18 protein-coding genes are annotated in these 16,005 nt (G+C 66.7%); 13 read left to right on the forward strand and 5 right to left on the reverse strand.

The features are described from left to right. Positions 1–2: 2 nt before the first annotated feature. Together LCL94_RS10260 and ccmA are read right to left on the reverse strand one after the other, a co-directional pair. The gene (locus LCL94_RS10260) at positions 3–662 is read right to left on the reverse strand and encodes a heme exporter protein CcmB (protein WP_224832118.1); all 660 of its coding nucleotides are present in this window, start codon (positions 660–662) and stop codon (positions 3–5) included. Beyond that, complete coding sequence (gene ccmA, locus LCL94_RS10265; protein ID WP_224832119.1) at positions 659–1,240, reverse strand: heme ABC exporter ATP-binding protein CcmA; 582 nt, start codon at positions 1,238–1,240, stop codon at positions 659–661. Before ccmA ends, LCL94_RS10260 begins: the two co-directional genes overlap by 4 nt. A 54-nt stretch (positions 1,241–1,294) precedes the next feature. Here ccmA and LCL94_RS10270 point away from each other — a divergent pair, with 54 nt between their 5' ends. After that, positions 1,295–1,588, forward strand: a complete 294-nt coding sequence (locus LCL94_RS10270; RefSeq protein ID WP_224832120.1) for a 4a-hydroxytetrahydrobiopterin dehydratase — start codon at positions 1,295–1,297, stop codon at positions 1,586–1,588. On the opposite strand, the gene LCL94_RS10275 is transcribed toward LCL94_RS10270, so the two are convergent. Genes LCL94_RS10275 through LCL94_RS10285 form a run of 3 tightly spaced genes read right to left on the reverse strand, consistent with a single transcriptional unit; the run spans position 1,585 to position 4,089 of the window. Beyond that, a complete protein-coding gene (locus LCL94_RS10275; RefSeq protein ID WP_224832121.1) occupies positions 1,585–2,628 on the reverse strand; it encodes an alpha/beta hydrolase in 1,044 nt (347 codons plus the stop codon). The genes LCL94_RS10270 and LCL94_RS10275 overlap by 4 nt on opposite strands. Before the next feature lie 10 nt (positions 2,629–2,638). Next, on the reverse strand, positions 2,639–3,445 hold the full coding sequence (locus LCL94_RS10280; protein ID WP_224832122.1) for an SDR family oxidoreductase: 807 nt from the start codon (positions 3,443–3,445) through the stop codon (positions 2,639–2,641). A gap of 26 nt (positions 3,446–3,471) precedes the next feature. Beyond that, positions 3,472–4,089, reverse strand: a complete 618-nt coding sequence (locus LCL94_RS10285; protein WP_224832698.1) for a DNA-3-methyladenine glycosylase family protein — start codon at positions 4,087–4,089, stop codon at positions 3,472–3,474. Between the two features lie 81 nt (positions 4,090–4,170). Between LCL94_RS10285 and LCL94_RS10290 the strand changes: the two genes are divergently transcribed. The 12 genes from LCL94_RS10290 to murD all read left to right on the forward strand — a co-directional run bounded on the left by LCL94_RS10290 (position 4,171) and on the right by murD (position 16,005). Then, positions 4,171–4,488, forward strand: coding sequence for a 2Fe-2S iron-sulfur cluster-binding protein (locus tag LCL94_RS10290; RefSeq protein ID WP_224832123.1), 318 nt, complete (start codon positions 4,171–4,173; stop codon positions 4,486–4,488). A gap of 42 nt (positions 4,489–4,530) precedes the next feature. Beyond that, complete coding sequence (locus LCL94_RS10295) at positions 4,531–5,547, forward strand: cysteine synthase A (protein WP_224832124.1); 1,017 nt, start codon at positions 4,531–4,533, stop codon at positions 5,545–5,547. A gap of 32 nt (positions 5,548–5,579) precedes the next feature. Then, positions 5,580–5,945, forward strand: a complete 366-nt coding sequence (locus tag LCL94_RS10300) for a hypothetical protein (protein ID WP_160606244.1) — start codon at positions 5,580–5,582, stop codon at positions 5,943–5,945. Further along, positions 5,923–6,678 (forward strand): GldG family protein, encoded by a 756-nt coding sequence (locus tag LCL94_RS10305; protein WP_224832125.1) that lies wholly within the window; start codon positions 5,923–5,925, stop codon positions 6,676–6,678. The genes LCL94_RS10300 and LCL94_RS10305 overlap by 23 nt, the downstream gene beginning before the upstream one ends. Positions 6,679–7,015: 337 nt before the next feature. Continuing rightward, entirely contained in the window at positions 7,016–7,501 is a 486-nt protein-coding gene (locus tag LCL94_RS10310) for a division/cell wall cluster transcriptional repressor MraZ (protein WP_160606496.1), read from the forward strand. Beyond that, entirely contained in the window at positions 7,498–8,436 is a 939-nt protein-coding gene (gene rsmH, locus LCL94_RS10315) for a 16S rRNA (cytosine(1402)-N(4))-methyltransferase RsmH (RefSeq protein ID WP_224832126.1), read from the forward strand. The genes LCL94_RS10310 and rsmH overlap by 4 nt, the downstream gene beginning before the upstream one ends. Further along, a complete protein-coding gene (locus LCL94_RS10320) occupies positions 8,433–8,948 on the forward strand; it encodes a hypothetical protein (protein ID WP_224832127.1) in 516 nt (171 codons plus the stop codon). The genes rsmH and LCL94_RS10320 overlap by 4 nt, the downstream gene beginning before the upstream one ends. A gap of 41 nt (positions 8,949–8,989) precedes the next feature. Beyond that, positions 8,990–10,693, forward strand: coding sequence for a peptidoglycan D,D-transpeptidase FtsI family protein (locus tag LCL94_RS10325; RefSeq protein ID WP_224832128.1), 1,704 nt, complete (start codon positions 8,990–8,992; stop codon positions 10,691–10,693). Next, the gene (locus LCL94_RS10330) at positions 10,690–12,162 is read left to right on the forward strand and encodes a UDP-N-acetylmuramoyl-L-alanyl-D-glutamate--2,6-diaminopimelate ligase (RefSeq protein ID WP_224832129.1); all 1,473 of its coding nucleotides are present in this window, start codon (positions 10,690–10,692) and stop codon (positions 12,160–12,162) included. The genes LCL94_RS10325 and LCL94_RS10330 overlap by 4 nt, the downstream gene beginning before the upstream one ends. Further along, positions 12,159–13,625 (forward strand): UDP-N-acetylmuramoyl-tripeptide--D-alanyl-D-alanine ligase, encoded by a 1,467-nt coding sequence (locus LCL94_RS10335; RefSeq protein ID WP_224832130.1) that lies wholly within the window; start codon positions 12,159–12,161, stop codon positions 13,623–13,625. The genes LCL94_RS10330 and LCL94_RS10335 overlap by 4 nt, the downstream gene beginning before the upstream one ends. A gap of 17 nt (positions 13,626–13,642) precedes the next feature. Further along, positions 13,643–14,713, forward strand: a complete 1,071-nt coding sequence (mraY, locus tag LCL94_RS10340) for a phospho-N-acetylmuramoyl-pentapeptide-transferase (RefSeq protein ID WP_160606249.1) — start codon at positions 13,643–13,645, stop codon at positions 14,711–14,713. Then, positions 14,710–16,005: a UDP-N-acetylmuramoyl-L-alanine--D-glutamate ligase gene (gene murD, locus LCL94_RS10345; RefSeq protein ID WP_224832131.1), complete on the forward strand. Its 1,296-nt coding sequence runs from the start codon at positions 14,710–14,712 to the stop codon at positions 16,003–16,005. Before mraY ends, murD begins: the two co-directional genes overlap by 4 nt.

Here is a 16,005-nt window from a genome sequence, read left to right on the forward strand (position 1 = left end):
TTCTAGCTTTCCCGTGCAGCCCGGATCGCCGCGCCTGCGGCAATCGGGGCGAGGGCGCACAGGCCGAGGCTGATAGCAGCGGTCAGTAGAATCCCGCTCGGATCAGGGCGGGCGAGGCTGCCGGCTCCGAAGATCAGGATCGGCACGGCGAGCGGGATCACCATCAATCCGGCAAGCGCTGCGCCGCCGCGCAGGCTGGCGGTCAGTGCCGCGACGGCAAGTCCAACGGCGGCAAGTCCCGGCGTGCCCGCCAGCAGGCCGAGAAGTACCGTTCGCGTCGTCTCGCCCGACAGGCCGAGCAGGGCTGCAGCGGGCAGCGTTGCCACCAACAGCAGCGGCGCAAAGGCGAGCCAGTGCGCGATGAGGCGCGAGGCCATGGCCCATTCCTCGCTCACGCCGCGCAGGGCCAGCTGGTCGAACACCCCGGCCTCCAGATCGCCCGACACCAGCTTTTCCAGCGGCAGGATCGCCGCCAGCAGCGCCGCCACCCAGATCACGCCGCCGCCAGTCCGGCCGAGCAATTGCGCATCGGGCCCGACCGCGAAGGGATAGAGCATGGCGACGGCAAGGAAAAACAGCAGCGGCAAGACGCCCGCGCCGCCGCGTCCGCCGGGCAGCAGCAGGCCGAGATCGCGGCGCAGCAGGGTCGCAAACCCGCTCATGCCGAGAACCTCGGAAGGTCGATCTTCTGCGGATCGGGCAGCGCCATCGGCTGGTGCGAGGCGACGACCGCAATGCCGCCGCGCCCGCAATGCAGCGCCACCAGCGCCTCCACGCTCTTCATCGCCTGCGTGTCCAAACCGTTCAGCGGCTCGTCGAGCAGCCAGATCGGGCAGTTGCGATTGAGCAAGCGGGCAAGCGCGGCGCGTTTCTTCTGGCCGGTGGACAGGTAGCGCACGGGTACGTCAAGCAGCGGATCCAGCTGCAGGACCTCGAACGCGCGGCCCGCATCGCGGCACCCGTCGAGGCTTTCCCAGAAACCGAGCGCCTGGCCCAGCGGCAGGTTCGCATCGAGCGCCAGCCGTTCGTCGACGAGGCCCATGGCGCCTTCGCTTTCGACCCGCCCGGCAAACGGGCGCAGCAGGCCGGCAAGGATGCGGATGAGGCTCGACTTGCCGACGCCGTTGGCGCCTGCGACCTGCAGCGCGGCACCCGGTTCGCAGGAAAAGGACAGCCCACGGAAAAGCAGCCGCTCGCCGCGGCGGCAGGCGAGGTCCATTGCTGCGAGGCGCGCTTGCATGGGCGCGAGCGATAGGCAAAAGCGCCCGCAGCGACAAGCAGGAGAGATTCGCAAATGGCCGCCGTCGAACAATTGACCGAGGAAGAACGCACCACCTGGCTGCGTGCGCTGCCCAAGTGGTCGCTGGCTCGCGACGGCGCTGCGATCGAGCGCAAGTTCGAATTTTCCGACTTCGCCGAGGCGTTTTCCTTCATGACGCGCGTCGCCATCATGGCGGAAAAGCGCGATCACCATCCCGAATGGTTCAACGTCTACAACCGCGTGGAGATCACCCTGACCACCCATGACGCGGGCGGGCTGTCGCTGCGCGATGTCAACATGGCCAAGAAGATCGACGCGCTGGTCTAGTCGCCCAGCGTCCCTTCCCGCGGGGCAGGGCCGAGTTCCAGCAGCAGGCAGCGATAATAAAGCGCCTCGCGCCCGCGTTCGGCGGTGCCCGGCGTCATCGCGCTGCTGTTGTCGCGCGTGCATTCGCTCTCGAGCAGGGCCTTCTCTTCTGCCGTACGCTCGGTAATCGCGGGGCCGCCGATCAGCGGGCTGCCGCGATATTCGCGGCTGGGCGTGCCGTAGAGCGCGCGGAAGGCGTCGAGCGCCATCGGGTGGAGGAGCGTGCCGTGCGTCTCGCTCTCGCCTGCGTCCACGAAGGTCCAGCGCAGGCTTTCGGGTGCATCGCTGCGCAGCGCCGCGACCAGCCGTTCGGTCCCTTCGCGGTGCCAGTCACCCTCGTTCGCGGTGGTGAGGTAAAGCCGGCGCTTGCCCGCCGGATGACGCGCGAAATAGCGTGGCGCCTCGCGCCCGTATTTCATTTCTTCCCACCACAGCGAGGGCGAGATCGCGATGTAGTCGTCAAACAGTTCGGGGTCTTCGAGCAGCGTCTCGACCACGAACAAAGCAGCAAGCGATTCTCCGATGATCGCATCGTGCCCGTCGGTGCGGAAATTCGCCTCGATAAGCGGCTTCAGTTCCTCGCGCAGGAAGCGGCGGTACGCGGGCGAACCGCCGGGCGTCGCGTTGAGGAATTGCTCGTAAGGGCGCGGGTCGGCCACGGGCGGGGCCAGTTCGTGCCGCCGGTTCACGCTCTGGATACTGACGAGGATGAACGGCTCGAACGAATAGTTCATCTCGCGGCTCTGGGAGATGCCGGCGATATGCGCGAAATCCTGGTCCGGCCCGCCGTCGAGCAGGTAGACGACCGAGAACCGCCGTTCGGGCTCGGCTTCGTATTCCACCGGCAGGCGCACCGTCACCTTGCGGCTCTCGCCTTCGAGAATTTCGGTCGAAACCGTGTAGGTCTGGCCGAGCACGTAAGGCTCTGCCTGCGGAAGCTGCGCGGCACCGGGCACGGCGAGGGCGAGTGCCGCAAGCGGCAGGAAATGGCTGATTTTCACGAACAGGTTCCTATTGGCCGAGCGGCCTCAGGCTGGAGCGGGTCTGCTTGCGCACCCGTCCGGGCATCCAACGCGCGCCGAAGGCAAGGCTGCGCGCGGTCTTGCCGACCAGCGTGTGAAGCTTGTCGCCATGCACTGCGGCCCAGGCCGCTTCCGCGACATCGGTGACCGGCGTGATTTCCAGCCCCGCGTCCTTCACACGCTGGCGGATCGCCTCGTTGCTCTGCGCATTGGGCGCGTGTTCGAGCAGCGGCGTGTCGATAAAGCTGGGGCACAGCGAGCGCACTAGGATGCCGTCATCCGCCCATTCGCCGTCGAGGCTTTCGGTAATGCCCTTCACCCCGAACTTGGTCGCCGTGTAGACGCTTGCTCCGGGCGTGCCGTAAATGCCCGCAGCGCTCGCGGTGTTGAGCAGGCAGGAGCCCGGCGCTGTCTTCTTGAGGTGGGGGTAGGCCGCCTGCGCGCCGAACAATACGCCCTTGAGGTTGATATCGAGACATCGCTCGATTTCCTCGGTGCTGTTCTCGACCAACGCACCGCCCAGCGGGATGCCGGCATTATTGGCGAGCACGTCGATGCGCCCGCCTGCCGCGGTGGAGAAGCCGTCGAGCGCCGTGTCCCATGCCGCGCGGTCGCGCACGTCGAACTTGTGCGTGTAGGTGAAGCCGTTTTCGATCAGCTGCAGCGTCTCGTCCATGCCGCGCTGGTCGATATCGCCGAGGCCGACGAACCAGCCTTCCGAGGCGAACTTGAGCGCGATGGCGCGGCCGATGCCCGATCCGCCGCCAGTGATGAAAATGGCCTTACGCTGGCTCATCGAATGTCTCTCCCCTTGTGTGTCCCTCACAGCGCCGCGTTGTTATAGGTGTGCCAGGTGAAGATGGCCATCGCCCCGCGATAGGGCTTCCACCGATCACCCAGCGTGCGGGTTTCCTTCTCGCCGGGCCGGGCAGGCAAGTCGAGCAGGCGTCCGACCGCTTCCTGCACGGCAAGGTCGCCCGCCGGCCAGATATCCTGCCGCCCTTCGGCGAACAGCAGGTAGATTTCCGCCGACCAGCGCCCGATCCCCTTGATGCGGGTAAGCTCGGCGATGGCTTGCTCGTCGTCTTCCGGCAGGCTGTCGAATTCCAGTTCGCCGCTTGCCACCAGTTCGCACAGGGACCGGGCATAGCCCTGCTTCTGGCGCGAGAGGCCGCAGGCGCGCAGCGTGTCGAAATCGCGGGCAAGCAGTTCGTGGGCTTGCATCTCCTCGCCCAGTTCGGCCTCCAGCTTGTTCCAGACCGAGGCGGCTGCGGCCACGCTGACCTGCTGGCCAACGATGGTGCGCAGCAGGGTGCGATAGCCGGTGGGCCGGATGCGCTCTTCGGGATAGCCGCAGCGTTCCAGCGCGCCGGCCACCACCTTGTCCTGCGCGGCGACGGCATCGAGATGCTCGCGCAATTGCGAATTGGTCAGGCCCACCTTGCGCTCCCGCGTCACTTTGAATAGCAGCACGCGGCATAGGGCCCGCGAGGCGGGCGAGGCAACAAGGATACGCAATCGATGCCCAGGCTGATCGTCACCACCCGCGAAGGCGAGACGAGCGAGATCGAGGTCGAGGACGGCCTCACCGTAATGGAAGCGATCCGCGACAACGGCTTCGACGAGCTGCTGGCGCTGTGCGGCGGCTGCTGTTCGTGTGCGACCTGTCACATCCATGTCGACCCCGCCTTTGCCGACAAGCTTCCGGCGATGAGCGAGGACGAGGACGATCTGCTCGAATCGACCGACCACCGCACCGAAACCTCGCGCCTGTCGTGCCAGATCCCCTTCACCGGCGATCTCGACGGGATGAAGGTTACTATCGCCCCTGAAGATTGATGTTGTTTGCGAGGTAGGGGCCGCGCGCCTACCTCAGCGACCATGACTTCAATTCCCATTCGCGAGCGAACGCTCGACCTGATCGGCAACACGCCGCTCGTGCGCCTCGAAGGGCCGAGCGCGGAAGCCGGCTGCGACATCTACGGCAAGTGCGAATTCGCCAATCCCGGCGCCTCGGTGAAGGACCGCGCCGCGCTCTACATCATCCGCGATGCAGAAGCGCGGGGCGAACTGAAGCCCGGCGGCACCGTGGTTGAAGGCACCGCCGGCAACACCGGCATCGGCATCGCGCTGGTGGCCAATGCGCTGGGCTATCGCACGATCATCGTGATGCCCGACAACCAGTCGAAGGAAAAGATGCAGACCCTGCGCGCGCTCGGCGCGGAACTGGTCCTCGTCCCGCCGACCAAATACGCCGACCCCAACCATTTCCAGCACGTCTCGCGCCGCATGGCGGACGAGATCGAGGGCGCCATCTGGGCGGGCCAGTTCGATAATACCGCCAATCGCAAGGCGCATATCGAGGGCACGGCGAAAGAAATCTGGGACCAGACCGGCGGCCGGATCGACGGCTTCACCTGCGCAGCGGGCACCGGGGGCACGATTGCCGGCGTGGGCATGGGCCTCAAGGAACTGGACGAGAATGTAGTCATCGCCCTGACCGACCCCCACGGCGCGGCGCTCTACAATTACTACGCCAATGGCGAACTCAAGGCCGAAGGGTCTTCGGTTGCAGAAGGCATCGGGCAGGGCCGCATCACCGGCAATCTCGAAGGCGCACCGATCGACACGCAGTTCCGCATCTCCGACGAGGAAGGGCTGAAGTGGGTCGCCCGCCTGCTGCGCGAAGAGGGCCTGTGCCTCGGCCTGTCGAGCGGCATCAATGTCGGCGGCGCGGTCGAACTGGGCAAGCAGCTGATCGCCGAAGGCCGCGAAAACCCGCGCGTGGTCACCATCCTGTGCGACACCGGCTTCCGCTATCTCTCGACGCTCTACAATGCGGAGTGGCTGCATGCGAAGGGCCTGCCGGTGTTCGACTGGCTCGAAGGCACCGATTGACCTCGCGCCCCAAGCAGCGCAGAATCTCCCGAATGCCGCGCTATTTCGATCTGTCGACCAGCAAGCCCGAGCCGGGCGAGCTTCCCGAGGTTCCGCTCGGGGGTACCCGGGCGCAGGCCATCCATCGCATGCAGATCGGCGTTGCCGGCGTGGTGCTGATGGTCCTGCTCGTCGGGCTTGCGAGCCTCGTGCAGGAACGCACCCGCGAAGTCGATGCCGCTGCCGTGCCGGAAGCGGCCTCCACGACCGAGCCGAGCGCCGGCCCGACGCAGGCCGACCCGCTGGTGGAGGCGGGCGTGGTCCCCGATCTTCCCGCCGGGCCCAGCCCGACTGCATCGCAAAGTCCGGCCCCGGTGCCCGAACAGGGTGTGGGCAATGCCGCGCCTGCGGGCGAATAACCTCCTAGCTCCGCTTGCCGCCCTCCTGCTCGCCGCGTGCGGGGCGGATGGCGGTGCGGCGGACAAGGCAGAGGCCCAAGTGCCGCGCGAGCGGCTGGGGCTGTTCACTACGCTGCCGATCTACTGGAACGAGCAGCAGGACATCGCCGCCATGCTCGAACCCGAAGCGCAGGAGCCTTCCTGGGTGCGTGCTGCCCTTGAAGAACGTCATGAGCTGGTGCCGCTCGACACGCTGGAAGACGGCGTCATTGCGGACCTCGACACCCTCCTCATCGCACAGCCGCGCGCTCTGTCGGCGGAAGAGAACGTCGCGCTCGACGACTGGGTGCGCGGCGGGGGCAGGGCGCTGGTGCTGGCAGATCCCTTCCTCACCCAGCATTCCGATTTCGCGCTGGGCGATCCGCGCCGGCCCTTCGATGTCGTGCTGATCTCGCCCATCCTCGCACGCTGGGGGCTCGCACTCGAATTCGACGACACGCAGGGTGAGGAAGAACGAGTTGTCACGGTCGGAGATCTCGCGGTACCCGTCCGGCTGGCCGGCCGCTTCGTTGCGGCAGAGAGCGGTGGAGGTGCCGAATGCGCCATCGCAGGCGAGGGCCTGCTGGCCGATTGCCGCGTGGGCAAGGGGCGCGTGCTGCTGCTGGCGGACGCTGCACTTCTCGACACCGAAAGCGACGATGCGTCACGAAGTGCTGCAGTCGAGTCGCTGCTGGCGCGACTCCGGGGCCGGTAAGGCGCGGGAAAACCCGGGAGGAATGCCGGGAATTTGCGGGACCGGACCCGATTCTCCGCAGAAATCCGTGACTTGGCTTAAGGATGTGGTAAGATTGCCCACAAGCTTTTTCGGTAAAAACGCGTTATAAATCAGTGTATTGCTGGTTTATCCCGTAATTTCCCGCAATTTTCCCTTCCATCCCCGCGTCTCCCGCGATAAATCTACCTGACATCGGACAGCCAGTGTCTTTGCGCGCTCGATCAATGGGTTGGGCGAGCCGGTCGAGCCTTGCTCGCCCGGGACGGGGGAGGTGTGTCCGGGGCAAGGTGTCGAACACGAGCCGGGGACGGGGTAGGTGCAATTCGGAGGGTACAGCGGACAAGCCTATTCGCCTGCGGGCGACAAGGGCCGCTTTGTGCTTCCGCCGGTCTTCCGCAAGGCGCTCAAGGAATCCAGTGACGGCCGCGTGCTGTGCCTGATGAAGCACAACAAGTGGGACTGCCTCGTCGGCTTCGGCCTGTCCCGCAAGGAAGAGCTCAACGACCAGCTCGACCGCGAGGAAGAAATGGCCGTGCGCCTCGGCAGGGATTTCGACCGCGACACCCGCGCCAGCCAGCTGTTCGGCTTTATCGAAATGCCCTTCGACGACAGCGGCCGCTTCGTGATGCCGGAACACCTGCGTGCGCTCGGCAAGATCGAGGACGGGCTCTATTTCCAGGGCGGCGGCCGCTTCTTCACTCTGTGGAACCCCGCAGAACTGGCCAAGATGGACGATGAATGGGCAGGCGCGAAGGCGGCCTGCGAAAGCTTCCTCGCCGAAGCGAAGGCGAAGGGCAAATGAGCGCCGCGCCCCATATCCCCGTCCTTCTCGACAAAGTAATCGAGGCTCTCGACCCGCAGCCGGGCGACGTCGTCATCGACGCGACCTTCGGTGCGGGCGGCTATACGCGCGCGCTGCTGGAGCGCGGCGCGACGGTCCATGCCTTCGACCGGGATCCCGACGCAATTGCTGCGGGTCGCACCTGGCGCGAGACGGGGGAAAACCCGCCGCGCCTTATTCTCCATCCGCACCGTTTCTCCGAAATGCTCGACGTCATGACGTCGACCGGGGTGGCGCGAGTCGATGGCGTGGTGATGGATATCGGTGTGTCTTCAATGCAGCTTGACCAGGCGGAGCGCGGCTTCGCCTTTTCCGCGGACGGTCCGCTCGACATGCGCATGAGCCAGGACGGTGAAAGCGCGGCAGATTTTCTCAATACCGCCGACGAAGCGGCGATTGCCGACGTCATCTATCGCTATGGCGAGGAACGCCAGTCGCGCCGCGTGGCCCGCGCCATCGTCGCCGCGCGCCCGCTGGAGACGACCGGCGAACTGGCGCGTGTGGTGCGCAGCGCCTTGGGGCACAAGCCCCATGACAAGAAGGACCCGGCCACCCGCACTTTCCAGGCCATCAGGATTCACGTGAACGGCGAGCTCGACGAACTGTCCCAGGGGCTGTCCGCCGCCGAACACCTGCTGCGCGAAGGGGGCCGCCTCGCGGTGGTCAGCTTCCACAGCCTCGAAGACCGGATCGTCAAGCGCTTCCTGCGCGAGGCATCCTCAACCCCAAGCGCCTCGCGTCACGTCCCACAGGCGGCGCAGCGCGATCCGGTCTTCATCAAGGTTTCCAAGGCAATCAAGCCGACCGATGCCGAGATCGAGCGCAACCCGCGCGCCCGCTCCTCGGTGCTGCGCCATGCTACGCGCACGGCCACCGAAGCGAGGGAGGCGGCATGATGGCCCGGTCTTCCCGCCTGCGCCAGATCGGCTGGCTCCTCTCGCTCGGCGCCTGCCTTGCAGTGCTCCTCGCGCTCACTTTCAAGGTGAACGCGGTGAAGAGCGACGTGCGCCTTGTCGAACGCCAGATCATCGCTGCCGAACGCGCCAAGCTGATGCTCGAAACCGAGTTCCAGACCCGCGCCAGCCAGCAGCAGCTCGCCGCCTGGAACCAGGTCGAGTTCGGATATTCCGCCCCCCGGGCCGACCAGTATGTCGAGCAGGAACGCCAGCTCGCCGCGCTCGGCTCGCCGCGCGGGATGGATGCCCCGGAGCCCATTCGTGTCGCCATGCTCCGCCCTGTCAGCCAGGGTGAAAACGAAGAGAGCCTCTTCGGGGACTGGCTCGGCGAGGAGGAACAACCTCCCGCCGGCGCCCGGCGTGAAGTCGCAAACGGCCTCGCCACCACGCTTGCCCAGCGCCTGTCGCAGCCGGGCAATGCCACGCTTGCCGCTGCCGAGGTGGCTCGGTGAACGCTTTTTCCGCCATCCATGGCGGGCCCGGCGCGGTTAGCATGGCGGTTGCAAGCGGGCGGGTGCAGCTCGTTACGCTGCGCCAGCGCTCGCTCGACCTCGCACGCTGGCGCGTGCTGTGGATCGCGCTCGCTTTCGCGCTGGCCGCAATGGTCGCGCTGATGCGCATTTCCTATCTCGGCATGAACGGCGAGGGCGCCCGCGCCACCTCGCTGGCCGATGCCCTGCTGCCCCCGCGCGGCGAGATCACCGACCGCAACGGCGTGCCGCTGGCCCGCGCGTTCCCGGCCTATGCCCTGTGGTTCAATCCCAAGGCGCTGGGCGAAGACGGCGATCCGCTGGTGCGTTCGCCGCGCGAAGTGGCGCGCAAGCTGGTCGCGATCTTTCCCGACCTCGACGAGAACAAGCTGACCGCGCATCTCGCGTCGGGCAAGCAGGGCTATCTGCGCCGCCGCCTGCTGCCGGAAGAAGCAAACCGCGTGCAGGAAATCGGCGAGCTCGCGCTCGAAGTGCCGATGGAGCAGGACCGCCACTATCCGCAGGGCGCCATGGGTGCGCACGTGCTCGGCTATGTCGCCGCCGACGGCACGGGCCGCGTCGGCATGGAGCAGGTGCTGAACGACCATCTCAGCAACCCCGCCACCCGCGGCACGCCGGTTGCGCTGTCGATCGACGTGCGCGTGCAGGGTGCGCTGGAAGACGAACTGCGCCGCGGCATGAAGCTGACGCAGGCGCAGGGCGGTGCCGGCATCGTGCTCGACGTCGACACGGGCGAAGTGCTCGCGCTGGCCTCGCTTCCCGAATTCGACCCCAACCGCATCGATGCGGAAGGGCAGAAGCTGATGTTCAATCGCGTGACCAACCAGGTCTACGAGCTGGGTTCGACCTTCAAGCCGCTGACCGTGGCGGCCGCGATCGATTCCGGCACCATCCGCGACCTCGGCAAGCGCTACGACGCATCGCCGGTGAAGGTCGGCCGCTTCACCATCAAGGACAGCCATGCGATGGGCCCGACGCTCAACGCGGTGGAAACGCTGATCCACTCGTCCAACACCACCACTGCCCGCATTGCCGACGACATGGGGCCGGAGCGCCTCCGCCAGTACATGATCGACATGGGCATGAACGAGCGTCCGCACATCGAACTGCCGGCCAAGGGCTTCCCGCTCTGGCCGAGGGGCGACTGGGCGCGCCTGACGAACATGACCGTCGGTTTCGGCCACGGTATCGCCGTGACCCCGCTGCACCTCGCCAGCGCCTATGCCGCCATGGTCAACGGAGGGGTATGGCGTCCCGCCACGCTGAAGAAGCTGGGCGCGGGCGAAGCGCCCAAGGGTCGCCGCGTGTTCAAGGCTTCCACTTCCAGCCGGATGCGCCAGATGCTGCGCGCCATCGCGGTCTATGGCACGGGCCGCAATGCCGATGCACCGGGTTACCGGGTGGGCGGCAAGACCGGCTCTGCCGAAAAGCCCGGTGGCTCGGCCGGCTACCGTAAGACCGCGCTGGTTTCGACCTTCGCCGCAGCGTTCCCGATGGACCGCCCGCGCTATGTGATCATCGCCATGCTCGATGAGCCCAAGGGTACCGTCGCCTCCAGTTTCCAGCGAACTGCCGCATGGAATGCAGCGCCCATCGTGGGCCGGCTCGTCCCGCGCATCGGGCCGTTGATCGGCGTGCGCCCCGACGATACGCGCGACATCGACATCTCGGCAATCAAGCCGCTGATCCCGGAGGCGCAGGAGTGAGGCTTTCAAGGCTGTGTGAAAAGGCTGGCATGGCGTGTCCCGAAGGGGGCGATGCCAGCGTGACGGGCTTTGCGATCGACAATCGCAAGGTCGCGCCCGGCACGGTCTTCGGCGCGTTCCGCGGCAGCGTTTCCAATGGCGAGGATTACATCCCTGCCGCCATCGAGGCTGGCGCGATCGCAGTCGTCGCACGGCCCGAGGCAAAGGTAGAAGGCGCACTCCACATCGCCGCCGACGAACCGCGCAAGGCCTTTGCCTTGCTGGCCGCACAGTTCTTCACCCCCGTGCCCGACCATATCGTCGCGGTCACCGGCACCAACGGCAAGACTTCCACCGTCGAAATGACGCGCCAGATTTGGCGCATGGCGGGCGAGCGCGCGGCCAGCATCGGCACCTTGGGCGTCACCACCCCCGACGAGAGCGTCTCCACCGGCCTCACCACGCCCGACATCGTCACTTTCCTGTCGAACATGAGCGGCCTGGCGCGCGAAGGCGTGACCCATGTCGCCTATGAAGCGTCGAGCCACGGCCTGTCCCAATCGCGCAACGAGGGCGTGCCGGTCGAAGCCGCCGCCTTCACCAATTTCAGCCGCGACCATCTCGATTACCACAAGGACATGGAAGACTATTTCGCGGCCAAGATGCGCCTCTTCGACGAGGTAGCATCGGACGGCGCGACTGCCGTGGTCTGGCTCGACGGCAGCGAATGGAATGCGCGCGTGGTCGAACACGCCAAGGCACGCGGCCTTGCGGTCATGACGGTCGGCGAAACGGGCGAGGACATCCGCCTCGTCAAGCGCGAACCCACCCAGCTCGGCCAATCGCTGACGGTCGAACACGCCGGGGCGCAGCGGACCATCAACCTGCCCCTGATCGGTGCCTACCAGGTCTCGAACGCGCTTATTGCCGCAGGCCTCGCGCTGGCAACCGGCATCGATGCAAGCCGCGTCTGGGACGGGGTTGCACGCCTGCAGCCCGTGCGCGGGCGGCTGGAACGCGCGGTCATCGCGCCCTCGGGTGCTCCGGTCTATATCGATTACGCCCATACGCCCGACGCGATCGAGGCGGCCATCGCCGCGCTTCGTCCGCACGTCACGGGCCGTCTCATCACCGTTTTCGGCGCCGGCGGCGACCGCGACCACGGCAAGCGTGCGCCCATGGGCGAAGCTGCTGCCAAGGCGAGCGACGTAGTCATCGTCACCGACGACAATCCGCGCGGGGAAGACCCTGCGGAGATCCGCCGCGCCGTGCTTGGAGGCGCCGTGGGTGCCCGCGAGATAGCAGGCCGCCGCGACGCCATCTGCGCCGCCATCGGCGAGGCCGGTCCCGACGATATCGTGCTCGTCGCGGGCAAGGGACACGAACAGGGTCAGATCATCGGATCGGGAGAGAACATGAAGGTGCTGCCCTTCGACGATGTGGAAGTCGCGCGCGAATGCGCTGCCGCACTCGCCAGAGGTGACGCATGAGCGCTGCCATATTGCGCCATCCGGCCTTCATCGACTGGCCTGCCGACCCGCGCGACCGCCTGCCGCTCACCCTGTGGGATGCCCGCGCTATCGCCGAGGCGACGGGCGGCACGGCCAGCTGCGATTTCCAGGTCGCGGGTGTCGAGATGGACAGCCGCGACGTAGTGCACGGCGATCTCTTCGTTGCGCTCAAGGGCGAGGCGATGGACGGCCACCGCTTCCTCGACAAGGCCTTCGCCAACGGCGCTGTCGCCGCGCTGGTGGACCGCCCGGTCGACTATCCGCACATCCTGGTCGAGGACACGACCGAGGCGCTGAAAGCGCTGGCCCGCGCAGCCCGCGAACGTACGCAGGCGCGTATCATCGGGGTCACCGGATCGGTCGGCAAGACAGGCGTCAAGGAAGCCATCTTCGCCGCGCTCGAACGCGCCAGCCGCGGGGCGGCGCACCGTTCGACCCGCAGCTACAACAACCATGTCGGCGTGCCGCTCAGCCTTGCGCGCATGGGTGCCCGCAGCCGTTTCGGCGTGTTCGAGATGGGCATGAACCATGCCGGCGAGATCGAGGGCCTGACCACGCAGGTGCGCCCCCATGTCGCGGTCATCACCACGATTGCGCCAGCCCATATCGAGAATTTGGGGTCCATGGAGGCCATCGCCGACGCCAAGGCGGAAATCTTCGCAGGACTGGAACCGGGCGGCACGGCGGTCATCCCCGCCGATACGCCCCATTACGAACAATTGCGCGCCGCTGCAGAGCGTCACGGCGCCAGGATCGTCAGCTTCGGCAAGGCGCGCCATGCGGACATGCGCCTGCTCGATGCCATCCCCAGCGCCAATGGCGGCAGCCTGGTGACCTGCGAATTCGATACCGGCCGCCTGTGCTACACCGTGGCCGAGCCGGGCGAACACTGGATCATCAACTCGCTCGCCGTGATGGCTGCCGTAAGGGCAGCGGGCGGCGACATGGCGGCTGCCGGCCTCGCGCTTGCCGAGATGGGCGGCCTCAAGGGCCGCGGTGCCCGCCACGGGATCGACGCGCCGGGCGGCAAGGCGCTGCTGATCGACGAAAGCTACAACGCCAACCCCGCCAGCATGCGCGCAACGCTTGCGCAGCTGGGCGCGACGCCGTCCACCCGCCGCATTGCGGTGCTGGGTGCGATGAAGGAGCTTGGTGACTTCGGCCCGCAGTTCCATGCCGACCTCGCGCAGCACGTGATTGCCGCCGACATCGACTATGCGGTGCTGGTGGGCGACGAGATGCGCGCACTGGCCCGCGAACTGGGGAAACCGGTGTTGAACTCGCTTGGCAAGCCGCTCGAGTGGGAGCATTGCCAGACCGCCGACGAGGCGATGGAGCTGCTCGAGGATTTCGGCATCGTGTCGGGCGACGCGGTGCTGGTGAAAGGCTCCAATTCGGTCGGTCTCGGCCGGCTCGTGGACCGTTTCACTCGCCCTGAATAGGAGGCCCGCGCGGCCCGATGCTTTACCTCCTTGCCGAGTACCTGAATTTCGAAGGCCTGTTCAATCTGGTCCGCTACCAGACGGCGCGCGCGGGTGCGACGCTGCTGACCGCGCTGCTGATCGGCCTCGTCATCGGCCCGCGCTTCATCGACATGCTGCGTGTGCGCCAGGGCAAGGGCCAGCCAATCCGCGAAGACGGGCCGCAGACCCACCTCGCCAAGCGCGGCACGCCGACCATGGGCGGCCTGATGATCCTCGTCAGCCTGTTCATTTCCATGCTGCTGTGGATGGACCTGTCGAACCCCTTCATCTGGGCCTGTCTTGCCGTGACCGGCGGTTTCGGCCTGATCGGTTTCCTCGACGATTACGACAAGGTGTCCAAGGCCAGCCACAAGGGCGTGTCGGGCCGCACCCGCCTGTTGTTCGAATTCATCGTGGCAGGCGCTGCAAGCTGGATCATCGTCAGCCAGATCAACACCTTCCTCTACGTGCCTTTCGTCAATGATTTCGGCATCGAGCTGGGCTGGTTCTATTTCGTCTTTGCCGCCTTCGTCATCGTGGGCGCGGGCAATGCGGTGAACCTGACCGACGGGCTGGACGGGCTCGCGACCATGCCGGTGATCATCGCGGCGGGCACTTTCGCCATCATCGCCTACCTCGTCGGCCGCGTGGACTATTCCGCCTATCTGGGCATCCCGCACGTGCCGGGCGCTGGTGAGATGGCCGTGTTCTGCGCCGCGATCATGGGCGCGGGGCTCGCATTCCTGTGGTTCAATGCGCCGCCGGCTGCGGTCTTCATGGGTGACACGGGTTCGCTGGCCCTTGGCGGCGCGCTGGGTGCGATTGCCGTGGCGACGCATCACGAGGTTGTCCTTGCCATCGTCGGCGGGCTGTTCGTGTTCGAGGCATTGAGCGTCATCATCCAGGTCTTCTGGTTCAAACGCACGGGCAAGCGGGTCTTCCGCATGGCTCCCATCCACCACCATTTCGAGCAGCTCGGCTGGTCCGAGAGCAAGGTCGTGATCCGCTTCTGGATCGTCGCCATCGTGCTCGCACTCCTGGGGCTCGCGACGCTCAAGCTACGATGATCACCTCGCCTGCCTGGAAGGACAAGAGATACGCGGTGCTCGGCCTCGCGCGGTCCGGGCGGGCGACGGTCGAAGCGCTGCTCGCCGCCGGAGCCGACGTGCTGGTGTGGGACGACCGCGCCGAGGCACGCGAGCCCTATGCCGGACGCTGCGCCATCGGCGACCCGCTGGAAGCGGACCTCACCGGCTACGCGGGCGTGGTCGTCAGCCCCGGCGTTCCGCTCAATACGCACCCGATCAAGCCGCATGCGGACAGCTTCGGCGTGCCGGTAATCGGCGATATCGAGCTTTTCGCGCAGGCGCGGGGTGACCTGCCGCTGCACCGTGTCGTCGGCATCACCGGCACCAACGGCAAGTCGACCACGACTGCGCTGGTCCACCACATCCTCAAGACCGCAGGCGTGCCGACCACCATGGGCGGCAATATCGGCCTGCCGATCCTGGAGCAGGAGCCGCTGCCCAAGGGCGGCGTCTATGTGCTGGAGCTGTCGAGCTACCAGATCGACCTGACCTATTCCCTCGATTGCGATGTGGCTGTGCTGCTCAACGTCACGCCGGACCATCTCGACCGGTACGACGGGTTCGAGGCCTATCGCGCATCGAAGCTGCGCCTGTTCGCCATGCAGTCGGATGGGCATACCGGCGTCGATGCCAGCTGCGATCCGGACATTGCCGAGGCGATGAGGCAGATCGACGGGCCCGGAGAAGTGACCACGCTTTCGGCTGGGGCGAAGGACAGCGCGTTTCTCGACCTCGATGATGCCCCTTCGCTGCAAGGTCCGCACAATGCGCAGAATGCCTATGCGGCATGGGCCGTCGCCTTCGACCTTGGCGTCGACCGACCGACGGTGAATGCTGCGCTCGCCAGTTTCCGCGGCCTCGCCCACCGGATGGAGCGGGTCGCCGAAATCGCGGGCGTCGCCTATGTCAACGACAGCAAGGGCACCAACACTGCCGCCTCTGCACCGGCGCTGGCCGCGTTCGACAATATCCACTGGATCCTCGGCGGACTCGCCAAGGAACCGGGGCTGGGCGAGTGCGAGGCCGAACTGGGCCATGTGAAAGCCGCCTACACTATCGGCAAGGCCGGACCCGACTTCGCCGCCCTCCTCGAAGGCCGCGTTCCGGTGGAGCAGTGTGCGACGCTCGACCGCGCGGTGAGCGCTGCCGCCGCAAAGGCAAGGACGGGCGACACCGTCCTGCTCTCACCTGCCTGCGCCAGCTTCGACCAGTACCGCGATTTCGAAGCGCGCGGCGACCATTTCCGCGAACTGGTGGAGGGCCTGAAATGA

The organism is Qipengyuania gaetbuli (assembly GCF_020171365.1).
Taxonomy (GTDB): Bacteria; Pseudomonadota; Alphaproteobacteria; order Sphingomonadales; family Sphingomonadaceae; genus Qipengyuania; species Qipengyuania gaetbuli_B.

Bases quoted from the DNA above. Each gene is read 5' to 3' on its own strand.
- LCL94_RS10325 (WP_224832128.1), top strand. From the start codon at position 8,990: ATGGCGGTTGCAAGCGGGCGGGTGCAGCTCGTTACGCTGCGCCAGCGC.
- LCL94_RS10270 (WP_224832120.1), top strand. From the start codon at position 1,295: ATGGCCGCCGTCGAACAATTGACCGAGGAAGAACGCACCACCTGGCTG.
- mraY (WP_160606249.1), top strand. From the start codon at position 13,643: ATGCTTTACCTCCTTGCCGAGTACCTGAATTTCGAAGGCCTGTTCAAT.
- LCL94_RS10290 (WP_224832123.1), top strand. From the start codon at position 4,171: ATGCCCAGGCTGATCGTCACCACCCGCGAAGGCGAGACGAGCGAGATC.
- LCL94_RS10335 (WP_224832130.1), top strand. From the start codon at position 12,159: ATGAGCGCTGCCATATTGCGCCATCCGGCCTTCATCGACTGGCCTGCC.
- LCL94_RS10320 (WP_224832127.1), top strand. From the start codon at position 8,433: ATGATGGCCCGGTCTTCCCGCCTGCGCCAGATCGGCTGGCTCCTCTCG.
- LCL94_RS10300 (WP_160606244.1), top strand. From the start codon at position 5,580: ATGCCGCGCTATTTCGATCTGTCGACCAGCAAGCCCGAGCCGGGCGAG.
- LCL94_RS10305 (WP_224832125.1), top strand. From the start codon at position 5,923: ATGCCGCGCCTGCGGGCGAATAACCTCCTAGCTCCGCTTGCCGCCCTC.
- rsmH (WP_224832126.1), top strand. From the start codon at position 7,498: ATGAGCGCCGCGCCCCATATCCCCGTCCTTCTCGACAAAGTAATCGAG.
- ccmA (WP_224832119.1), bottom strand. From the start codon at position 1,240: ATGCAAGCGCGCCTCGCAGCAATGGACCTCGCCTGCCGCCGCGGCGAG.
- murD (WP_224832131.1), top strand. From the start codon at position 14,710: ATGATCACCTCGCCTGCCTGGAAGGACAAGAGATACGCGGTGCTCGGC.
- LCL94_RS10260 (WP_224832118.1), bottom strand. From the start codon at position 662: ATGAGCGGGTTTGCGACCCTGCTGCGCCGCGATCTCGGCCTGCTGCTG.
- LCL94_RS10280 (WP_224832122.1), bottom strand. From the start codon at position 3,445: ATGAGCCAGCGTAAGGCCATTTTCATCACTGGCGGCGGATCGGGCATC.
- LCL94_RS10295 (WP_224832124.1), top strand. From the start codon at position 4,531: ATGACTTCAATTCCCATTCGCGAGCGAACGCTCGACCTGATCGGCAAC.